Source organism: Knoellia subterranea KCTC 19937 (assembly GCF_000768685.1).
In the GTDB taxonomy this organism is placed as follows: Bacteria; Actinomycetota; Actinomycetes; order Actinomycetales; family Dermatophilaceae; genus Knoellia; species Knoellia subterranea.
This window is the reverse complement of the sequence record NZ_AVPK01000005.1, coordinates 244,462-264,277: the sequence shown is the minus strand read 5'-3', so window position 1 is coordinate 264,277 and position 19,816 is coordinate 244,462. Positions and strand designations below refer to the sequence as shown.

The 19,816-nt window shown below is 69.7% G+C and carries 20 protein-coding genes and 1 pseudogene; 8 read left to right on the top strand and 13 right to left on the bottom strand.

The window, feature by feature from the left end:
• The first annotated feature begins 3 nt into the window (after positions 1-3).
• The 7 genes from bioB to N803_RS17525 all read left to right on the top strand — a co-directional run bounded on the left by bioB (position 4) and on the right by N803_RS17525 (position 7,120).
• Complete coding sequence (gene bioB / locus N803_RS10660; protein ID WP_035905164.1) at positions 4-1,071, top strand: biotin synthase BioB; 1,068 nt, start codon at positions 4-6, stop codon at positions 1,069-1,071.
• Positions 1,064-2,416, top strand: a complete 1,353-nt coding sequence (gene bioA, locus N803_RS10655; RefSeq protein ID WP_035904935.1) for an adenosylmethionine--8-amino-7-oxononanoate transaminase — start codon at positions 1,064-1,066, stop codon at positions 2,414-2,416. The genes bioB and bioA overlap by 8 nt, the downstream gene beginning before the upstream one ends.
• Positions 2,416-3,618 carry an 8-amino-7-oxononanoate synthase gene (locus N803_RS10650; RefSeq protein ID WP_084764380.1) on the top strand — a complete coding sequence of 401 codons (1,203 nt, stop codon included), beginning with the start codon at positions 2,416-2,418 and terminating at the stop codon, positions 3,616-3,618. The genes bioA and N803_RS10650 overlap by 1 nt, the downstream gene beginning before the upstream one ends.
• Entirely contained in the window at positions 3,615-4,736 is a 1,122-nt protein-coding gene (locus N803_RS10645; RefSeq protein WP_245617170.1) for a cytochrome P450, read from the top strand. The genes N803_RS10650 and N803_RS10645 overlap by 4 nt, the downstream gene beginning before the upstream one ends.
• On the top strand, positions 4,733-5,500 hold the full coding sequence (bioD, locus tag N803_RS10640) for a dethiobiotin synthase (RefSeq protein ID WP_052112158.1): 768 nt from the start codon (positions 4,733-4,735) through the stop codon (positions 5,498-5,500). The genes N803_RS10645 and bioD overlap by 4 nt, the downstream gene beginning before the upstream one ends.
• A 40-nt stretch (positions 5,501-5,540) precedes the next feature.
• The gene (locus N803_RS10635) at positions 5,541-6,473 is read left to right on the top strand and encodes an alpha/beta hydrolase (RefSeq protein ID WP_035904934.1); all 933 of its coding nucleotides are present in this window, start codon (positions 5,541-5,543) and stop codon (positions 6,471-6,473) included.
• A gap of 146 nt (positions 6,474-6,619) precedes the next feature.
• Entirely contained in the window at positions 6,620-7,120 is a 501-nt protein-coding gene (locus N803_RS17525; protein ID WP_052112157.1) for a hypothetical protein, read from the top strand.
• A 38-nt stretch (positions 7,121-7,158) separates the two neighbouring features.
• Here N803_RS17525 and N803_RS10625 read toward each other — a convergent pair whose 3' ends face one another.
• The 4 genes from N803_RS10625 to N803_RS10610 all read right to left on the bottom strand — a co-directional run bounded on the left by N803_RS10625 (position 7,159) and on the right by N803_RS10610 (position 10,846).
• Positions 7,159-7,911, bottom strand: a complete 753-nt coding sequence (locus N803_RS10625; protein WP_035904933.1) for a dienelactone hydrolase family protein — start codon at positions 7,909-7,911, stop codon at positions 7,159-7,161.
• A 307-nt stretch (positions 7,912-8,218) separates the two neighbouring features.
• Entirely contained in the window at positions 8,219-8,851 is a 633-nt protein-coding gene (locus N803_RS10620) for a DUF6318 family protein (RefSeq protein ID WP_156969742.1), read from the bottom strand.
• 101 nt (positions 8,852-8,952) lie between these two features.
• A complete protein-coding gene (locus N803_RS10615) occupies positions 8,953-10,185 on the bottom strand; it encodes an MFS transporter (protein WP_245617168.1) in 1,233 nt (410 codons plus the stop codon).
• A gap of 202 nt (positions 10,186-10,387) precedes the next feature.
• A complete protein-coding gene (locus tag N803_RS10610; RefSeq protein ID WP_245617166.1) occupies positions 10,388-10,846 on the bottom strand; it encodes a MarR family winged helix-turn-helix transcriptional regulator in 459 nt (152 codons plus the stop codon).
• 25 nt (positions 10,847-10,871) lie between these two features.
• On the opposite strand from N803_RS10610, the pseudogene N803_RS19100 reads away from it, so the two are divergent.
• Positions 10,872-11,483: pseudogene (locus tag N803_RS19100) on the top strand (flavin-containing monooxygenase); the annotation flags it as partial.
• 518 nt (positions 11,484-12,001) lie between these two features.
• On the opposite strand, the gene N803_RS18550 reads toward N803_RS19100, so the two are convergent.
• The 9 genes from N803_RS18550 to N803_RS10560 all read right to left on the bottom strand — a co-directional run bounded on the left by N803_RS18550 (position 12,002) and on the right by N803_RS10560 (position 19,812).
• Positions 12,002-12,748: an MOSC N-terminal beta barrel domain-containing protein gene (locus tag N803_RS18550; RefSeq protein ID WP_035904931.1), complete on the bottom strand. Its 747-nt coding sequence runs from the start codon at positions 12,746-12,748 to the stop codon at positions 12,002-12,004.
• Positions 12,745-13,176, bottom strand: coding sequence for an OsmC family protein (locus tag N803_RS10595; RefSeq protein WP_035904930.1), 432 nt, complete (start codon positions 13,174-13,176; stop codon positions 12,745-12,747). The genes N803_RS18550 and N803_RS10595 overlap by 4 nt, the downstream gene beginning before the upstream one ends.
• A 198-nt stretch (positions 13,177-13,374) precedes the next feature.
• Positions 13,375-13,953: a PIN domain-containing protein gene (locus N803_RS10590; RefSeq protein ID WP_035904929.1), complete on the bottom strand. Its 579-nt coding sequence runs from the start codon at positions 13,951-13,953 to the stop codon at positions 13,375-13,377.
• 12 nt (positions 13,954-13,965) lie between these two features.
• Positions 13,966-14,490, bottom strand: a complete 525-nt coding sequence (locus tag N803_RS10585) for a helix-turn-helix domain-containing protein (protein WP_035904928.1) — start codon at positions 14,488-14,490, stop codon at positions 13,966-13,968.
• 151 nt (positions 14,491-14,641) lie between these two features.
• On the bottom strand, positions 14,642-15,403 hold the full coding sequence (locus N803_RS10580; protein WP_035904927.1) for a class I SAM-dependent methyltransferase: 762 nt from the start codon (positions 15,401-15,403) through the stop codon (positions 14,642-14,644).
• Positions 15,404-15,562: 159 nt separating this feature from the next.
• Positions 15,563-16,204, bottom strand: coding sequence for a DNA-3-methyladenine glycosylase family protein (locus N803_RS10575; protein ID WP_035904926.1), 642 nt, complete (start codon positions 16,202-16,204; stop codon positions 15,563-15,565).
• Between the two features lie 5 nt (positions 16,205-16,209).
• Positions 16,210-17,166: an SDR family NAD(P)-dependent oxidoreductase gene (locus N803_RS10570; RefSeq protein WP_035904925.1), complete on the bottom strand. Its 957-nt coding sequence runs from the start codon at positions 17,164-17,166 to the stop codon at positions 16,210-16,212.
• A gap of 280 nt (positions 17,167-17,446) precedes the next feature.
• On the bottom strand, positions 17,447-17,935 hold the full coding sequence (locus N803_RS10565; protein WP_035904924.1) for a hypothetical protein: 489 nt from the start codon (positions 17,933-17,935) through the stop codon (positions 17,447-17,449).
• Between the two features lie 365 nt (positions 17,936-18,300).
• Complete coding sequence (locus N803_RS10560) at positions 18,301-19,812, bottom strand: DEAD/DEAH box helicase family protein (RefSeq protein WP_035904923.1); 1,512 nt, start codon at positions 19,810-19,812, stop codon at positions 18,301-18,303.
• Positions 19,813-19,816: the final 4 nt, after the last annotated feature.

The following is a 19,816-nucleotide window of genomic DNA, read 5'->3' as shown; positions in this document are numbered from 1 at the left end:
CCCATGACCACCTTCTACGACGAGCTCGCCGAGGCCCAGCTGGCCGGCGGCACCCTGAGCCGCGACGACGCCCTCGCCATCCTCCGCAGCCCCGACGAGGACCTGCTCGCCCTCGTCGCCGCCGGAGCCCGCCTGCGCCGTGCCGCGTTCGGCAACGACGTCAAGGTCAACTACCTCGTCAACCTCAAGTCGGGCCTGTGCCCGGAGGACTGCGGCTACTGCTCGCAGCGGCTCGGGTCCAAGAGCGACATCCTCAAGTACTCCTGGCTCAGCGAGCAGGAGACGACCAAGCAGGCCGGCATCGGCATCGCCGCCGGCGCCTCGCGCATCTGCCTCGTCGCGAGCGGCCGCGGCCCGAGCAACCGCGACATCGACCGCGTCACCGGCATGGTCGACCGGCTCAAGACCGACCACCCGCAGGTCGAGGTGTGCGTGTGCCTCGGGCTGCTCAAGGAGGGTCAGGCCGAACGGCTGCGCGACGCCGGCGCGGACGCCTACAACCACAACCTCAACACGAGCGAGTCGCGTTATGACGACATCTGCTCCACCCACGGCTTCGACGACCGCGTGCAGACCGTCGGTATGGCCCAGGAGGCCGGCCTGTCGGCGTGCTCCGGGCTCATCGTCGGCATGGGTGAGAGCGATGAGGAGCTCGTCGACGCGATGTTCGCCCTGCGCGACCTCGGCGGCGACTCGATCCCGGTGAACTTCCTCATGCCCTTCGACGGCACGCCGCTCGAGGACACGTGGCTGCTCACGCCGGCGCACTGCATCCGCATCCTTGCGCTGGCCCGATTCGCCTGTCCCACAACGGAAGTGCGCATGGCCGGTGGTCGTGAGATGCACCTCCGTTCGCTCCAGCCGCTCGGTCTGCACCTCGCGAACTCGCTCTTCCTCGGCGACTACCTCACGAGCGAAGGGCAGGAGGCCAAGGCCGACCTCGACCTGATCCGCGACAACGGGTTCCGCGTCCTCGGGGCGGAGGATGAGGGCGCCGACACCGGCCACGGGGACAAGGCGCTCGCCCTGCGGCAGCGCGGCGCCGGGACGACCATCGCCCCCAATGCCTGACACGCTCCTCGCCACGACCTCCTCGCTCCTCACCCGGGAGCGAGGGCTCGTGTGGCACCCGTACTCGGCGCTGCGCGCGCAGACCCTGTATGCCGTCCGCGCCGCCGAGGGCGTTCGGCTGCGCCTTGCCGACGCCGAGGGTGCAGAGCACGAGGTCATCGACGCGATGAGCTCGTGGTGGAGCACGATCCACGGCTACCGCCACCCAGTGCTGGACGACGCGGTGCGCGAGCAGACCGAGCGGTTCAGCCATGTGATGTTCGGCGGACTGACGCACGAGCCCGCGGTCGAGCTCGCCGAACGCCTCGTCGCCATGACGCCGGAGTCGATGCGCCACGTCTTCTTCGCCGACTCGGGGTCGGTGTCGGTCGAGGTCGCACTCAAGCTCGCGGTGCAGGTCCAGGCGGCCCAAGATCGGCCAGAGCGGCGGCGTTTCATCGCACTTCGCGGCGGATATCACGGCGACACCGCGGGGGCGATGAGCGTGTGCGACCCGGTCGATGGGATGCATGCGGCGTTCGCGGGGCACGTCGCAGAGCAGGTGTTCCTGCCGCGACCGCCCGCGGCTCGACTGGTCGGCGGTGAGCTGCGCGCGCTCGACGAGGTCGCTGTCGCGCAGTGGTGCGTCGAAGCCGAGCGGGCCATTGCCGACCACGCGCACGAGGTCGCCGGGGTCATCGTCGAGCCGATCCTCCAGGGAGCAGGGGGCATGCACATCTGGGCTCCCGACTGCCTTCGTCATCTGCGTGAACTCACCACGGCCCACGGCATCCTCCTCATCCACGACGAGATCGCGACGGGATTCGGGCGGACGGGGCGGATGTGGGCGGGCGAGTGGGCCGGGGTCGAGCCCGACATCCTCTGTGTGGGCAAGGCCCTCACCGGTGGCTACCTCACGCTGGCCGCGATGCTCTGCTCGTCCGCCGTCGCCGATGCGCTCGAGGGCAGCGACACCGCAGCCCTGCTGCACGGGCCCACGTTCATGGCGAACCCGTTGGCGTGCGCCGTCGCCAGCGCCTCGCTCGACCTCGTGCGGACCCACGCGCTCGATCAGGTGCATCAGGTCGGCGCAGCGCTGAGCTCGGCGCTGGCATCGCCGTCGCACGTCACCTCGGGGCTCCCGCGTTCAGTCCGCGACCTCCGCACCCTGGGCGCTGTCGGAGTCATCGAACTCGACCCGCCCGTCGACGTCACCGCCGTGACCCGGGCCGCGGTGCGGCGTGGGGTCTGGGTGCGGCCGTTCCGCAACCTCGTCTACACGATGCCGCCCTACACCAGCACGCCCGAGGACGTCGCCATGATCGGCGCGGCCCTCCTCGACGCCGTCGCCGAGGTGCACGGCTGATGCCCGGGCCGACAGCACCCGTGCCGGTCGCACCCGCCACGACGTCGACCCTCCCGGGATGGCTCGCCGACGCGGCCCGGATCCGGGAGCGGCGGGGGACCACCCGGCATACCCGCGTCGTTGAGACAGGGGTCGTCGACTTCGCCGGGAACGACTACCTCGACCTCTCCCGCCACCCCGACGTCATCGCAGCGGCCGTCGCGGCAACCGAGCGGCACGGCGCGGGTGCGCGGGCGTCGCGCGTCGTCACCGGCACCCTCGACGTCCACGCGAACCTCGAGGCCGCGCTGCGCCAACTCACCGGGCAGGAGTCGGCGCTGGCGTTCTCGAGCGGCTACACGGCGAACCTCGGCGTGCTCTCCGCGCTCAGCGGCCCCGACACCCTCATCGTGCTCGACGCCCACATGCACGCGTCCGCGATCGACGGGGCGCGTGCCTCGCGGTCACCCGTCACGACCTATCCCCACCGCGACCTCGAAGCGCTGAACTCCGTTCTGGCGCAACGCACTCAGCGCCGCGCTGTCGTCGCTGTCGAGTCCGTCTACTCCGTCCTCGGCGACGCGACCGATCTCGTGGCGACCGCGGAAGTGTGCCGCCGTCACGGGGCCGTCCTCGTCGTCGACGAGGCGCACGGCATCGGCGTGCTCGGGGGCGGTCGGGGTGCGGTGCACGCCGCCGGCCTGCACGACGACCCCGACGTCATCGTCACCGCGACGCTGTCCAAGGCGCTCGGAGCGATGGGCGGCGCTGTGCTCGGGACCGCAGCCCTGCGCGACCACCTGCTCAACTCGGCGCGCAGCTTCCTCTTCGACACCGGCCTTGCGCCCGCACCCGCGGCCGCGGCCACCGCGGCGTGCGCAGTCGTCCAGGCCGAGCCGGAGCGGGTCGCCCGCCTCCACGATGTCGCCGCGCGGCTCGCCGCCGAACTCGGGGTGGAGCAGTCCGCCGGAGCGGTGCAGTCGGTGCCGATGCCGAGTGCCGAGATCGCCTATGACATCTCACAACGGTTGCGGCACAGCGGAGTTCACGTCGGCTGCTTCCGACCGCCGAGCGTGCCGGACGGGGTCTCGCGGCTCCGCTTCACGGCGCACAGCGACGCGACCGAGTCCGAGGTCGCCCTTGCGGGGCGGCTCCTGCGCGAGGCGCTCCACGAAACCGCCGCGTATGCCGTCCGCCCAGCGACCGCAGGGACCGTCGCGTGAGTGGGCTGCTCGCCGTCACCGACCCCGCCGACGTGCGTGAGGTACTCCGTCGGGCAGACGACTTCGAGCCGCACAACGCCCTCGTCAGCGTCACGCCGATCGGCCCCGAAGCTTTGCGGATCCTGTCGAGGGCGCGATTCGCCCTGCCCTCGGTGCTTGCGTCGGCGACCGGGGAGCGACACCTGCAGGTGCGCCGGGTCGTGGCGAAGCACTTCACGCCGGCGACCGTGGCGGGGCTCGCGCCCCGGATCCGCGAGCTGACCCTGGAGCGCTGCCGTGAGGTCGATGCGGCCCTGGACGGAGGGGCCAGGAGCGCGCGCGCGTCCGGCCACGGTCCGGGCGAGGGCGCTGTCGTCGACCTCGTCCACGAGCTCAGCCGACACATTCCTCCCGTCGTCATGAGCGAACTCATCGGGAGCAGGTGCCCCGATCTCGACACCCTCAACCGATGGAGTCGGGACTCGCTCGAGCTCTTCTGGGGATGGCCCGACCCCGACCGACAGCTCGTGCTCGCCGCGAGTGCCGCGGAGTTCTATGCCTGGCTGCGCGACGAGGTCGAGGCCCACCGCAACGGCGACAGCCTCTACGCCGCGCTGCACCGGGCCGGACTGACCGTGCCCGAGATCTGCTCGCTCGGCTACTTCCTCGTCATCGCCGGGCAGGAGACGACGACCCAACTCATCAACATCGCCCTCTTCCGGGCGCTCGAGTCCGCCGACGAGCGGGGCACCTGGGGCGACCTGGCCCGCGAAGGTGCGGGGCCGGCATACGTGCGTCGCGTCCTGGCGGCCGAGTCCTCCGTCCCGACGTGGCGGCGGGTTGCGGCCCGTGACACGGTCCTCGGCGAGCGGCACATTCCCGCCGGCGCGGAGATCCTGCTGACCCTCACGGGCGAGCATGGAATGGATGCCGGGCGGACGGCATACACGCTGGCTTTTGGGTATGGACTCCATCGTTGTCTGGGAGCCGGGTTGGCCGAGCTCGAGACTTCCCTCGTGCTCGAAGAGACCGCCCGCTGCCTTCCGAACATCGTTCTGGCAGAAACGAATCCGTCGTGGACGCGCCTGCTGTCGTTCCAGACGCCCGACCGGGTGCTTGTCACGAGGAGGGCGTCGTGAACCGGTTCGTGGTCGTCACGGGTACGGACACGGACGTCGGCAAGACCGTCGCGACCGCTGCCCTCGCCGCATGGCTCCGGTCGCGAGGGCGCACCGTCACCGTCGACAAGCCCACCCAGACCGGCGTGCTGCCCGGCGAACGCGGCGATATCGACGAGGTGCGGCGCTTGGCCGGTGTCGACGGGTCCGAGGGAGTGCGCCTGCCCGACCCGATGGCACCCGTCGAGGCGGCCACCAGGGTCGGCGCGGGCCTGCCCACACTGGCCGACCACGTGGCGCGGTTGCGTGGGGCAGCCCAGTCGCACGACCACGTCGTCGTGGAGGGCGCGGGAGGTCTGCTCGTCCCGCTCACGGTCGAGGGCGAGACGATCGCCGATCTCGCGAGCGCCCTCGCGCAGGACGGAGGCGAGGGTGCCGTCGATGTCGTCGTCGTGGCGCGCGCCGGCCTCGGCACGATGAACCACACGCTGCTCACCCTCGAGGCGCTGGAACGTCGTGGCCTGGGGGCGAGTGGCGTGATCATCGGCTCCTGGCCCGCATCGGCACCGGAGGCCAGCGACCCCGTCCTCCTGGGCAACCTCTCCTTCTTCGAGAACCTGCCCGTGCCGCTCCTCGCGTGTCTGCCCGAGGGGGCCGGGCGGCTCGAACCCAGTGAGTTCCAGGTGCAGGCGCTCGAGTGGTTTGCCGAGGAGTCGTCCGGTAGCGCATCCCGCCATTCGGCGGCCTTGGCGCAACGCCTTCTGGGGCCGGGAACCAACAGGTAACGTCGGGCGCGCTGCACCCACCCCTTCTGAGGAGCCGTCCATGGAGTCGAGCACCGTTGCGATCAGCGCGGCCGATGGCACGCCGTTGCACACCTACCGCTGGCTGCCCGACGGGCCGCCGCGCGGGATCGTGCAGATCGCGCACGGGATGGCCGAGCACGCCGCTCGCTACGAGCGGTTCGCGCACGCACTGACGGGGGCGGGTTATGCCGTCTACGCCAACGACCACCGGGGTCACGGGCAGACAGCGTCGAGCGCCGACCACGGCTACTTCGCCGACCGGGACGGCTTCGCGACCGTCGTCGCCGACATGGGATCGGTCAGCGAGTTCGCGCAGGCAGAGCACCCGGGCGTGCCGCTCGTGCTGTTCGGGCACAGCATGGGGTCCTTCCTCAGCCGCGCGTATGCCGCACAACACGGCGCGCGTCTCGCCGGACTCGTGCTCAGCGGCACCGCCGGCGACCCCGGCCCGCTGGCTGCGGTCGGCAAGCGGGTCGCCGGTCTTCAGGCACGGGTGCGTGGGCGCCATCACCCGTCAGGACTCATGGACAAGCTGACGTTCGGGCAGTTCAACGGCGCGTTCAAGCCCAATCGGACCGCCTTCGACTGGCTGTCGCGGGACGAGGACGAGGTCGACAAGTACATCGCGGATCCGTTGTGCGGCAACGTCTTCACGTCGGCGTTCTTCGTCGACCTGCTCGGCGGTCTGCAGCAGATCAACAGTGCGGGCGCGTTCGCCGCGGTGCCGCGCGACCTGCCAATTCTCGTCATGTCGGGCGAACTCGACCCCGTCGGTGAGGACACCAAGGGGCCGATCGGCGTCGCCGACAAGTTCCGCAAGGCCGGGGTCTCCGACGTCACGACGACGATCTATCCGCAGGCGCGGCACGAGATCCTCAACGAGACGAACCGGGACGAGGTCACTGCGGACGTGCTCGGGTGGCTCGAGGAGCGGATTCCGACGCGCGACTGACGCGCGGCGCGACTGACGCGCGGCGCGGCTGACGCGCGGCACGACTGACCGCGGCACGACTGACCGCGGGCGTATCAGGCGGTCACGCTCCGCCTCCTTGATCAGTGACGGCCACTCCGGCCGGACCCGACCAAGGAGATCGACACATGCCCACTGCATCGGACCTCGTCCACGCCATCGCTCGCGGTCGACTCGTGACGTCCAGCTCGGACCGTCTCGAGTTCCTCGCGAACTTCAACGACAAGATCTGGGAGCTGGTCGGCGGTGGCCCTCAGGGGCTGCGCCACCGTCACGACCACGTCGCCCTCAACCCACAGCCGCTCCCGCCGGTCGAGACCGGGCGCCTGCTGCTGCAGGTCATGGCCCACGGCATCATCGTCGTCGGTGGCCGTGACGAGCACGCGCAGGCCGCGTTCTTCGAGGACATCGACGACTGGTGCGGCACCGGCTGGCCGAAGCGCTGGCCCCGCCCGCCCCAGCCGTGGCCGTGGCAGGTCGTCGACCCGCGTCAGCGCGGCGTCACCCCGTCGACGCTGCTCGGGGGAGCAATGGCGGCGGCGGAATTGGCGGCGAGCTACCCCGAGGGTGAGCTCCAGGATCTCTTCGCCAAGGCGGCCGACCAGTTGACCGAGGCCGCCCTCGCCTGACGCGGCCGAATCTGTTGTTGCGGCTCGCCTGACGTTGGTCAGGCGAGCCGCAGCGTGCGGTTCAGGAGGTCGCGCAGTTCCGCGAAGTGACGCTCCGTCGCGGCCTCGTCGAAGACGGACGTGTCCGACATCGTGTAGCCGTGGGCCGCGCCCGAATAAACCTCGTTGCGCGCCGTGAGCCCCGCCTCGGCGAGGGCCGCGCCGAGTCGTGCGACTGCCTCCGGGTCCATCGAGCGGTCGCCGTCGGCGTGGCCGAGTACGAACTCGGCCCGGGCCTGCCGCAACCCCCGATGCGGGCTGTCGTCGGCCTCACTCGCGAGACCACCACCGTGGAAGCCGCCCACTGCGACGACATCGGGGTCCAGACACGCCGCGCGCACTGCGAGGCGCGCGCCCATGCAGTAGCCCGTCACGCCCACGGCCCTCCCGTCCACACCGGGCACCGCGCGCAGGGCGGCGAGATAGGCCGGGAGGTCGCTCTCGAGGGCCTCGACGGTGAGGGCGCCGAGCCTCGGCCGGACGCCCTTGAAGAACGCCTCCCGCACTCCCGGCTGGGTCAGGTCCTCGGTCGGCGCCAGCTCCGCGACGCTGCCGTTGCGATGGAACGCGTTGGGCGCCATCACGACGTAGCCCCAGTCCGCGATCCGCTGCGCCATCTCGGCGATCCGCGGCCTCAGCCCGAACGCGTCCATGAAGAACAGGACTCCGGGTCGCGGCGCGTCATCATTCGGGCGCGTCACCCACGCTTCGGCGACACCACCCGCTGGCATCGGGATCTCGATCGTGTCCACGTCGCCATTGTGCTCCGCGCGCTTTCACCGATCCCGTATGCCGTCCGGACCACCTCCATGGCCCAGCCGAGACCTGGGTCGGGTCGGGGACCCCGTCCGCCCGCGCTCCAGCTTGCATCGTGCGTTGGGACACCCCGCTCTGTCTCAAACCACGACGCAAGCTGGAGCGCCGGGGCCGGACCGACGCCCGGGCCCCGATCACCGTCGATGGTCCAGTCGAGTGGAGAGAAGGCGCCGCGTGAGCCCGGCCCCGACGGCGCGTTCTCCCCTTTCGACTGCTGGGTTTTGGGTATGCCGTCCGCCCGCCTCAGCGGATGTCGGTCACCTGCCAGCCCAATCCCGTCCAGTCGAGGACGTAGGACACCTTCGTGTCCGAGGCGGCGAGCTGTCCGACGGTCGCGCCGGCGGGGTCGAGGACGGCCGTGGCGTCCTGGACGAGGGTCGCCGGTACGACGTAGGGGTTCGTCGCCGCGTTGGCCGGGGCCGCGATCCCGTCGAGGCGGTAGCGGTTCGCCGCCGTATGCTGCTTCTTGCCGGCCCGGTCGGTGATGTCCTTGGCCTGGGCCTGGCACTTCTCGCAGTCGGGCCCCTCGAACGCGGAGAGGCGGCCGGCGTTCCCGGCCTGGTTCGACCAGTTGAGCAGGGCGACGTAGTGCGCGAGGAAGATCGTCGCGCCCTCCGGCGACTGGGACTGGGCCGACATCGGCTGCGACGGAGGGTTGCTCGGCACTGACGTGGCGTCGGGGGTGGCCGGAGCCTCAGAGGCCACGGGCGCCGCTTGGCCCGGAGAACTCGGGTCCGACGCCTGCGTGGCGTCCTGCGAGGGAGTGGACGCACTCGTGAGCGAACCGGACACGTCCGGCTCGTCCCCGCCGCACGCGGAGAGGGCCAGACAACAGGCGATGGCAGCGGCGGCCGGCATGAGCCGTGCACGAATCACTGTCTGTGCACCTCCATTGGCAACGTGTTCCTTGCGGACAGTAACCACAGAATGGCGACTCCACAACGTCCGGTCCGCCTTTCGATGCCCGGCGTCGGGGGTCAGTCGGTGAGGGAGAGGGCCATGGCCTCGTCGAGCAGCTCTTCGTCGGGGGACTCCGCGGGCTCCTTGTCGTCGAGGTGTGCGAGAGCCGAGCGGCCGGCATACAGGACGGTCATGGCGAGCACGACAGCACCGGCGCCGACCCAGAAAGGGACGTGCACGGAGATCTCCTCGCCGAGCTTGCCGGCGAGCCACGGCGCGACCGCGCCGCCGGCGAACCGGACGAAGCTGTAGGCCGCTGACGCGACGCCGCGCTCGACGGGCGCCGCCTTCATGACGGATTCGGTGATGAGCGTGTTGTTGATGCCGAGGGCGAAGCCGGCGAGGACGACGCCGACGACGAGTACCGGCTTGGTCATCGTGAAGACCGCCATCGCCGCGAGGATCAGGCCGAACAGCGTCATCGCGCCGAAGATCGAGGGCAGCGTGCCGAAGCGGTGCTGCAGCCACGGCGCGACGACGACCGACGAGAACGCGAGCAGCACGCCCCAGCCGAAGAAGATCAGGCCGATCTGGATCGCACCCATCTCGAGGGCGAACGGCGTGAACGCCAGCAGCGTGAAGAACCCGAAGTTGTAGAGCATCGCCGTGATCGCCACGACGAGCAGTCCGCGGTGCTTGAGCGCGCGGAACGGGTCGGCGAGGCTCGTCGGGTGCGCCGCCGCCGGCGTCGCCGGGAGCATGATCGAGGTCAGGACGAGCGCGAGCACCATGAGGACGGCGACGCCGAAGAACGGTCCGCGCCAGGAGAGTTCGCCGAGGAGGCCGCCGATGAGCGGGCCGGTCGCGATCCCGACGCCGAGTGCGGCTTCGTAGAGGATGATCGCCTGCGCCGTCGACCCGCGCGCCGACCGCACGATGGTCGCGAGCGCCGTGGCGACGAAGAGCGCGTTGCCCAGACCCCACACCGCGCGGAACATGACGATGCCGGTCACGCCGTCCTGCAGACCCGCGAGCGCCGAGCCGACGACGATGATCGCGAGGCCGGTGAGGAGGGTGCGCTTCGCGCCGATGCGGCTCGAGACGGCGCCGGTGATGAGCATCGCGACGCCCATGACGGCCATGTAGCTCGTGAAGAGCAGGGACACCTGCGACGGCGTCGCGCCGAGGTCGTCGGCGATGGGCTTGAGGATCGGGTCGACGAGGCCGATGCCCATGAAGGCGATGACGGACGCGAACGCGACGGCCCACACGGGCCGCGGCTGGCGCCACATCGAGGTTTCCGTGGTCATGCTGTGGTGACCTTCTTCCATATTGATTCCCTATATATCTGGGCTGAGTGAACTGCTTTCCGGTATGCCGTGGGGCTGGCTCCCGCTCTGAGCTGCGGCTGGGTGTCGGCCCGGTCTGGTCCGACTTGTTGCGATTTCGGGCCCTGTCGGCGGTCCGGCGGCGGCCCGCGGTCCGGCCCGAAATCGCAAGGTCGCTGGGTGGTCAGTCGGGGCTGGGGTTGGTGAGGAGGCGGTCGACGATGGCGACTGCGCGGTTGAGAGTGGCGGCGTCGCGCGGGCCGAGCTCGGCGAAGAGGGGTGCGATCGCGGCCGTGCGGGCGGCCCGGGCAGCGGCGAGCTGCCGCCCACCCTTGGGCGAGAGGGCGATGAGGCTGGCGCGGGCGTCGTCGGGGTCGGGCGTCCGGGTGAGCCAGCCGTGGGCTTCGGCGCGCTGCACCTGGGTGGTCATCGTGGGCTGGCTGGAGTGGTCGGCCTCGGCGAGGTCGCCGATGCGGGCCGGGCCGAGGTCGCTCACGAGGGCGAGGAGGCGCATCTGGGCGGGAGGCACGTCCAGGTTCGCCGCGTTGCGCGTCGCCAGACGGTGGAGGCGGGCGACGCTGCGCAGGAACGCGTCGGTGTCGACCTGCTCCCGGCCAGCGTCCACCTGCTTCTCATTGCCCACCCGTTCTACATTAGATAGATTCTCTATGTTTTGCAACTGCCAGGGACGGCATACCTCGGGTTGGTTGCGTGTTGAACCAACCATGAAGGTCTGGGACGCGATCGTGATTGGGGCGGGGCAGGGTGGGCTGGCCGCGTCGTACTTCCTGACCCAGCGCGGTGTCGACCACCTCGTCCTCGACGCCAACTCCGCTGCCGGGGGCGCCTGGCAGCACCGCTGGGACTCGCTGACGATGCGCGACGTGCACGGCGTCGCGGACCTGCCGGGTGAGAGCGCGCCCGAGCGCTCGCCTGAGCGGGCAAACGTCGTCGTGCCGGGCTACTTCGCGGACTACGAGTCGCGTCACGACCTGCCGATCGTCCGACCCGTCGAGGTCAGCGAGGTCGTCAACGAGAGCACCGACGAGGGCGACCTGCTCGTCGTCCGTGCCCGCGACGGCCGCACCTGGCGCACCAGCTCGCTCGTCAACGCGACGGGCACGTGGACGGAGCCCAACTGGCCGGACTACCCTGGCGTGGAGGACTTCGCCGGCGAGCAGTTCCACACGGCGACCTACCCGGGACGCGAGCACCTGCGCGGCAAGCGCGTCATCATCGTCGGCGCGGGTGCGTCGGGGGTGCAGTTCATCGGCGAGCTCGCGCCGATCGCCGACACCGTCTGGGTCACTCGCCGCCCGCCGCAGTGGCGCGATTCGGGGACCTTCACCGCAGAGACCGGCCTCGCCGTCGTCACTGAGGTCGAGAAGCGCGTCGTCGCCGGGCTGCCTCCACTGAGTGTCGTCGGCGCAACCGGGCTCGTGCTGCGCGAGCAGGAGCAGGAGGCCAAGGCTTTGGGTGCCTATGACAACCCGCGACCGATGTTCGAGCGGATCGAACCCGATGGCGCCCGCTGGGCCGACGGGACCTTCGAGCCGGCCGACGTCATCCTCTGGAGACCGGATTCCGTTCTGCCACAGACCATCTGGCAGCCCTGGACCTGCGCAGCGCCGAGGGCGGCATCCCGCTCGAACGCGTCCCCGGCAATGTCCAGGGCGCCAACACCGCGGTGCGTGACCCGCGCGTGCACTTCGTCGGGTACGGACCGTCGGCGAGCACGATCGGCGCCAGCCGGGCCGCCCGCCGCGCCGCGATGGAGATCGTCCGGCAGGTTGCTGAGTCAGCCCAGCCGGAGCGTGCCGGCTGACACGACACGGGCTCCGACGCCGAAGGGGAGTCGTCCGTCAGTGGTCCGGATGCGTTGCAGCAGTTGGGTATTCGTGCGCTCACCCGTCTCCGGGTCGAGGTCGATCACGGCACAGCGTTCCAGCGGATCGGTGACCTCGACGACGGCATCACCGAGCTGGAGCCGCGTGCCCGGCTCGGGGTCGTGCTCGAGATCGAGAGTCATCGTCGCGCGGAACCGGGCATCGAGAGGTGAGCGGACGGCATACCCACTGCGCGTCAGCGCCTCCTCAAGGCGACGCAGGGCACCCGTGGTGACGATCGAGATCGGGTCGGCATAGACGACGTCGCCGCGGTCGGCGCGCGCGAGGACGACGTCGCGGGAGAGGTATTCGGAGAAGAAGGCGCTGCAGTCGCTGTCCTGCAGGCGAATTCGCGCGCCGCGCCCCCAATAGTCATAAGCCTGTATGCCGTCCGCGGCGTCCCGCGTTGCCGCGTCGAGTGAGTGCCCCTCCGGTGTCGTAACGACGAAGCCGCCGTCGGTGGGGCGGACGGTGATGCGGAGGAGGCGGGGGTTGTCGACGGTGCGGAGTACGCGTGCCGCGGCCCTGTCGACGAGGCACCAGGTGCGGTCGCCGACAGGGCCGTGGGCGTCGAGCTCGATCTCGTCGCGGTCGAGGTGCCGCGTGCCCTTGAGGAGGGCGAGACCGAGTCGGGTGATGCGTGGAGCGCGGAGAGTCACTCGGCGAGCGAGGCCTCGAGGCTGATCGGGACGGCCTTGAGCGCCTGCGAGACAGGGCAGTTCGCCTTGGCGTCCTCGGCGGCGGCCTGGAAGTCCTCGGCGGTCATGCCGGGGACGGAGCCGACGACCTTGAGGGCGATCTCGGTGATGCCGGTGCCGGGGACGAACGTCACGGCGGCCGTCGTGTCGAGGGTCGTGGGGGGCGTGCCGGCCTTGGCGAGGCCGTTGGAGAAGGCCATGTTGAAGCAGGAGGAGTGCGCGGCGGCGATGAGCTCCTCGGGGCTGGTCTTGCCGTTGGCCTCTTCGGCGCGCGAGGGCCAGTTGACGTCGAACGTGCCGATGCCGGACGACTCGAGCGTGACCTGGCCACTGCCGTTGAAGAGGTCGCCCTCCCAGTGGTTGGTGGCGGTGCGGACGGTTCCTGCCATGAGAACTCCTCGTTCGGGGATGGACGTGCTGTGTCCCACCCTGTCGTGCCCGTGGTCGGTCCACAAGGGCGGGGTCGGTCTGCGGGTTCCACAGGTGGGGCTTCATCGCCTACTGCAACACCTACTGCAACACTGCCGACCGGCCGAATGTTGCAGTGATGTTGCAGTGGACGCAGCAGTTGCCCTGCAGACCCGCGCTCAGGTGTCGCGCAGGGTTCGGCGGAGGAGCTCCGCAGCTCGGGCCATGCCGTAGCGCTTCGCGAGGATCTCGATGATGTCGGATTGACTGAGAGGTGGATTCTCATAGCGCTCGGACATCGACGTGATTGCGCTTGCTGCCAGGACCGGCGCTGCCACCGCCATGTCGTGGGCAAACTCGTCGGGCGCGAGGACGAGTAGCCCAGCGGGGAGTACCTCGACGGGAAAGTCGCGGAGGTTGTGCGTCACGATGGCACCGGCGCCGCCGGCGAACGCTGCGGCAGCGACGTGCTCATCGTCGGGATCCGGGAGACCGAACTCGTCCACGAAGTCCGTCCCCTCCACCAAAGCGTCAGGAAAGGCCCGACGGATGGTCGCAACCAGCCGTCGCGCACTGGCTTCCGCAGCCTCCCTCGGCTCATACCGCGACTCACGCTTGCGCCACTCCCCGATGTACAGCTCCTCGAGGATGTCCTCCGACCAAAGCGGGCGAAACACACCCTCGGCAGCCAGTGTCAGGAGGAAATCACGCTGCAGGTTCGGCCAGAGAACACAGGTGTCGAGAACGGCCGAGAACACGCCGTCAGCCTGTCAGGATCCGACCCGATCCGCGCGCCGAGCCGCGATGCGCTCCCGGCGGCGCTGAGCGACCTCGTGGCGCACGGCCTTGGCATGAGCCAGCCGATCGGTGACGGCGTCGTCATCGACACCCAGTGAGGTCGCCTGGATGGCGTCGAGTTGCTCTTGGCGGCGGCGTTCGCGGTAGGCCAGCACGTCCCGCAGTTGGACCTTGCGACGGGAGCTGACCCGCTCGGCCGGAAGAGACCCCGACTCGATCAACTTCACGACGGTGGGCCGGCTCACCCCCAGGAGATCGGCTGCCTCTTGTGTGGTCAGGATCCGCTCATTTGGAGTCACAGTGATCGCCTTGCCCTCGCTCATGGCTTCGACCACCTGAACGAGGATCGCGTGAACTTCCGCAGGAACCTGGACGCGGCCCGCAGGGCCGACCAACGCGAACTCGCTCGTTGCCGCCTCGTCCAAGTCTCTGTGGAATGCCTCAAGTTCGGCAAGGGCGCTCGGGAGGTAGGTCTTGGCTTCCAGCGTCGCCGGCATGACTCACTCTTTTCGACGGTTTCGAAAAATGGTTTCGTTTTCTTCGTTACAGCATAGACGTCACGTCTGACACGTCAACCCCGTGGCGCGAGTGGGTCGCGAGCTGAGCGCGCAAAGGACCCGACACGAGCCCACCGCCCGGAGAGCATGGTCAGGCGAGGCCGCGGACCGCCCAGGCGACGGCGGTGATCTCGAACGGGCCTTCGGCAGGGAAGCCTCGTCGCGCCTCCTCGCGCAGCGCCTCACGGCCGTCGTCGTCGAGCGACTTCACGTATTCGCCGGCTGGGCCGACGCCGAGGGTGAAGGGTTCCCACCACTCGTCGAAGTTCGGGTGGATGACGGTCACCGCGATCTCACCGGACTCGACGTCGCGCAGGCCGGCGTCTCGGGCGATCGCGGCGAGCTGGCCCTCGCGGGCGCCTGCGAGATGGGACTCATCGGTGATGCGCGGGTCCAGGCGACGCGCCGCGCTCCACAACGGGTTGAGCGGGGATCGGTCTCCGGCGAGGTCCCACGTACAGGCAGCAACGACTCCGCCGGGCCGGGTGACCCGGGCCATCTCGGCGACGCCGGTGACGGGGTCCTGCATGAAGTGGACGACGAGCTGGGCGAGAGTCACGTCAAAGGCGCCGTCGTCGAACGGCAGCTGCTCCGCCGGGGCGCGGTGGACGACGAGCCCGGGGAAGCGCGCCGACACGGCCTCGACGAACGGTGGCGACGGGTCGGCCGCAGAGACATTGGCGACTCCGAGGCGGTCGACGAGGGTCTGGGTGAGGGCACCCGGGCCACAGCCGACGTCGAGGGCACTCTGGCCCGCACGGACCCCGACCCAGTCGGCGAAGACCGTCGACAGGGGTTCGGAGTAGCGCCCCATGAACCGGCCGTACGCGTCGGCCGCGACGTTGAAGGTCACCCTGTCGACGCTACGCCGATCGGGTGGTGGTGGGAATGGGTTCGTGGGTTGGCTGGTCCGAGCGGGAACGGGACCGGGCGGGGTCGATGGGGGTCGGCCAAGGGAGTGTCTTTGCTTCGCATGCTGGAGCACACGCGATATCAGGCGGGTGGGGGCGGGTCAGGCGTCCAGGTCGACGACGGTTTCTTGTCGCCCTCGGCGAGCCAGGTAGCCGTGCCACAAAAGCCTCGCGGCCGTCGACCGGTGGGGGCGCCATCGCTCACCAATCTCCTCCAGCTCCGCCGCGATCGGCACGTCTTCAAGCCCCAGCGTCTCGGCGACCGCCACCTGCAGCGCCCGGTCGCCGACCGGCCACACGTCGGGCCGGTCGAGGCAGGCCAGCAGATACGCCTCCGCCGTCCAGCGACCGATCCCGGGCAGCGCGGTGAGCGCCGCCGCCACCTCCGCGTCCGACTGTTCAGCCAGCCCGACGAGGTCGAGCTCGCCGCTCGCGACGGCCGCCGAGAGCGCCCGCAAATAGCGGTCCTTCTGCCGAGACACCCCGTCCTCGCGCAGCTCCTCAGGTGTCGTCGCGAGCAGGGCGACCGGCGTCATCGCACCCGCCCGCGTCCGCACTCGCGCGTACGCCGCTGCCGCCGACGCGAGCGACACCTGCTGCTCGAGGATGAGCAGCACGAGGCTCGGGAAGCCCGGAGGCCGGGACCAGCGCTCCGGCATCCCGTGGTGGTCAAGTTCGGCCGCGAGCTCGGGATGCAGGGCCACAGCCTCGCGGACGTGCCGCTCCCACGCGTCCTGGTCCACGGTGGTCAGGGCGTGACGCCGGCGGCGTCAGCGACCCACTGCCACATCCGTTGGCGCTCGTCCGAGGTCGCGCCATTGCGCCCGAAGTACGCCGTCGGCCTCTCCGCGCGGTCCATCCACAGTCCACCTCCGCGGGGCCGGGGCTGCGCACCCACCAGCCAGGTCGTCGTGTCCGCGCCCTGGTCGGCGTCGCGCAGGATCGGCCCCATGAGCTTGTCGAAGGTCGGCAGCGACTCGGTCACCCCCGGCGTCGCAGCCCACCCGGGGTGCATGACGTAGACCGCGATGTCGGCCGGCGCCCACCGCTCGCCCAGCACCGGGAGCAGCTCGACCTGGGTGCGCTTGCTGCGCGCATACGCCGTCGGCGGTGCGTACTCGCCGCGCTCGTAGTCCGGGTCCTCGACCGGCAGCGCCTGGGCGTACATCCCGCCCGACGTCACCAGCACGACCCGCGCCTCGCGCCCGGCGAGCTTCGGCAGGAGCAGGTCGGTCAGCAGGACCGGCCCGAGCACGTGGATCGACATGGACAGTTCGTGACCCTGGGGCGACTCGGTCCGCGTCGCCGGCATCGCACCCGCGTTGTGCACGATCGCGTCGAGCGGTGGACCGTCGGCGAGGAGCGCTGCGGCACATTCGCGGACGCTGTCGAGGTCACCGAGATCGCACACCCACGTCGTCGACGGCCCGGGAAGCGTGGCGGCGATGCGGGCCGCCTTCTCGGCGTTCCTCACCACGAGATGGACGTGCGCTCCCAGACGACTGAGCTGGTATGCCGTTGCCTCACCCAGTCCTGACGTCGCACCCGTGACGACCACGTGCTTCCCGTCCAGGACTCCCGGCGCGGGGTCGGCCGGCCACGTCGGAAGGTGACGGCGGACGGCATACCCGATCTTTGAGAAGCCGGGGACGACTGTGCGGTCGAGCGCGGTGTCGAGTGCCTTGGCGAGCAGTCGCGGTGCCATGCGGCAACCCTACGTCTCAGGTCCGTCAGCGGGCTGGGTCGTGCTCGGCGTGCGGCCTCGACCGGGGCCACACGGCGTCAGACGGCGTAGAGGTGCGCGTCCGTCGTCTCCCCACCCCTGATCGACACGACCACATGCATCGAGTCAACAGGATGTCCTCCGCCGCCCCCAGCCCCTCCGACTCCAATTTCTCACGCGCGGACGCCCCAGCAGCAGCCCTGAGCGGAGTTCCGATGGCTCCGCCTGCGGCTTGCCGAACTGAGCTCGAGTTGCCGAATTCCTAGTCCTCCACAGTGAGGTCGCCAACCACTGCTGGGAGTGCGACGTTCGTCATCTTCTGGCGGTCCTGGACCGCGACAATTTGGGCACGCAGCGCGTCATCCAACTCAACAACGTGAAGTTCCACTCCGAAGGTGTCCGCGGCCTGTCTGAGCCAGCCCTTCACCGAGGACCTGGCCTCTTCACTGGCGAACACGATGATCGGACGAACGTCCTTGTGCTCTGGCTCTGCACGTAGAAGCGCAAGCTTCAGGATGTCCTGCGCGATCTTCTTCAGCTGCCCGCCCCTGAGGACGCCTTGTCGGGCGTAGGCCTCCACGGCCACGCTCCCGTCGTCGCTTCGCGCATCCAGCTGAATGCTGGCCCCACCAGCCAACTTCAACGTTCCACCCGGAACGAGGTTCAACTGCAGCTGGGCACCCAGCGCTTCGACGATGGCGCTCTCCGCGCTCGACTGGACACTTGAGTCACTCTGGTGAAGTTCGCCCATGGAAACAACCTAGGACGTGGTGGGCCGATCCCGGGTGCTATTCGGAGCCGCTCAATGTCCCCCATAAACCTTGAACCCTTGTGAGCGGAGGACGGCGGCGACGTACTTCTCCGCCGCTTCGGCCAGTTCGCGGGTTGTCAGTGACGCGAGGGGTGGAACCAGGTCAGGGCGTAGCAGACCGACTTCCCGGTCTCTCCCTTTGAACACACGACCTCGGCGGACCCCGTCAACGTGCTGCTGACGGCGAAGTTCGGGGGTGTGCCATGTCTGACCCACATAGAGCTCACCATCGACGCCGCCAAGAACTTCGATGACGTAGACACTGAACACTTTCGGATCTGCGAAGGCTCTTGTCCTGTACTTCGTCATGACACGCTCGCTTCCAGTGGTGCGGACCAGCGGCCGCGGGAGAAGGCCTTGAGGATCCGTTGATGAGTCTGCCGAGGTAGTTGCCGCGTCCCGGGCTCACCGAGCGGAGTCCCCGGTCGGGCAGGCGCCATCGCCAGCAGGTCGTCCAAGCCGGCGCGAGCCAAGAGCAGGAGACCGTGCGTCGCCCGCGTGCACGTCACAGCGAGCCGCCCGAAGGCCGAGTTGAACTCGTCCAATGTCGTGGCACCCGACAGCGGGTGGATCGCGACGGTCAGCACGTTGGTCTGCCCCTGCCAGGAGTCCACCGTCGATGCGACGATCCACCCCTCGGGCAGGTCGTGTTTCGCGCGCAGCCGATCGACGATTTCTTGGGCATCGTCCACGGCCTGATTGCGAGTCGCGAGAACCGCGATCACTGCCCGGTCCGTGATGTCGCGCGCGGGCACGAGCGTCTCGCCCTCCGGGATACCAAAAGCGTCGTATGCCGTTGTCCTGACTGTGAATCCGACGTCCAGGAGGTCGTCGAGAAGGTTCTCGAGCGCCCCCATGAGAGGGAGGTCGACGTCTGGTGCCTCGGCATCCGGCAAGCCATCAACTTCGACGAGCGTCGCCACGCCGGTGCCGACTTGCTCCCACACCGCGCGCGAGCCATCCGCGGCGCCCGGGTCATCCAGCACCAACTCACGGTCGCCCGGTCCAGCGACGCAGTTGAGGTCATCCCAGTCGCCGTAGAACGACCTCCACACGGGAAGCTGTGCGGCCGTCGGACGCCAGACCGCTGGCATTTCCCTGGACCACGTATGGGCGTCGTCCTCGAAGTTCGTGGGCCACGCGCGGTATGGGTTGTGGCCGGGGTCTCCGCGCCACGGATTCTGTGACGGGTCGAGCGGAGGCAGTTGACCGACGTCACCCACGCCGACGTCGATCGGCGCGAGGCGGTTGATCTGCTGGTACCGGTGGAGTGGCAGCTGCCACGCTTCGTCAATGAAGAGAACGTCGAAGAGTCGTTCGCCGTTGCTGGCCGGCCCGATCGACTTCATGAGCCAGGACGCAATGCCTTGGAACTTGTGGGTTGTTCCAAGCAGAACCGTCGCCTCGGGTGGACAGTCCTTGTAGGACACCACGACCGTCGCGGCCCCGAGGGTGGCGGGTGGCACCGAAGGAAGTCGTTCCTCAGCCACGAGGAGGCACACGCTGTCCTTGCCCAGCATCTTCCCCAGCTCGTGGGCGAGGGGGAAGACCTGCTTGTTGGCGAAAGCCGTCACTCCGACTCGCGTGCAGCCCGGTTGACTCAGGGCGTCGTCGACCATGCGACGCAAGGCGTGGGACTTACCAGCGCCGGCTGCCGCCTTGAGCAGGATGCGTTCGTACTCCTCATCGCCGCACAGGGCGTCGCGGAGCGCCGCGATGGCATGCGTGGTGACGTCGACGTTGCCAACGGCCGCCTCGGCGTGGTGACGACTGTCGAGCAACTCGACTTTGGGATCCGTGAAGTGAATGTCGACCATCGGC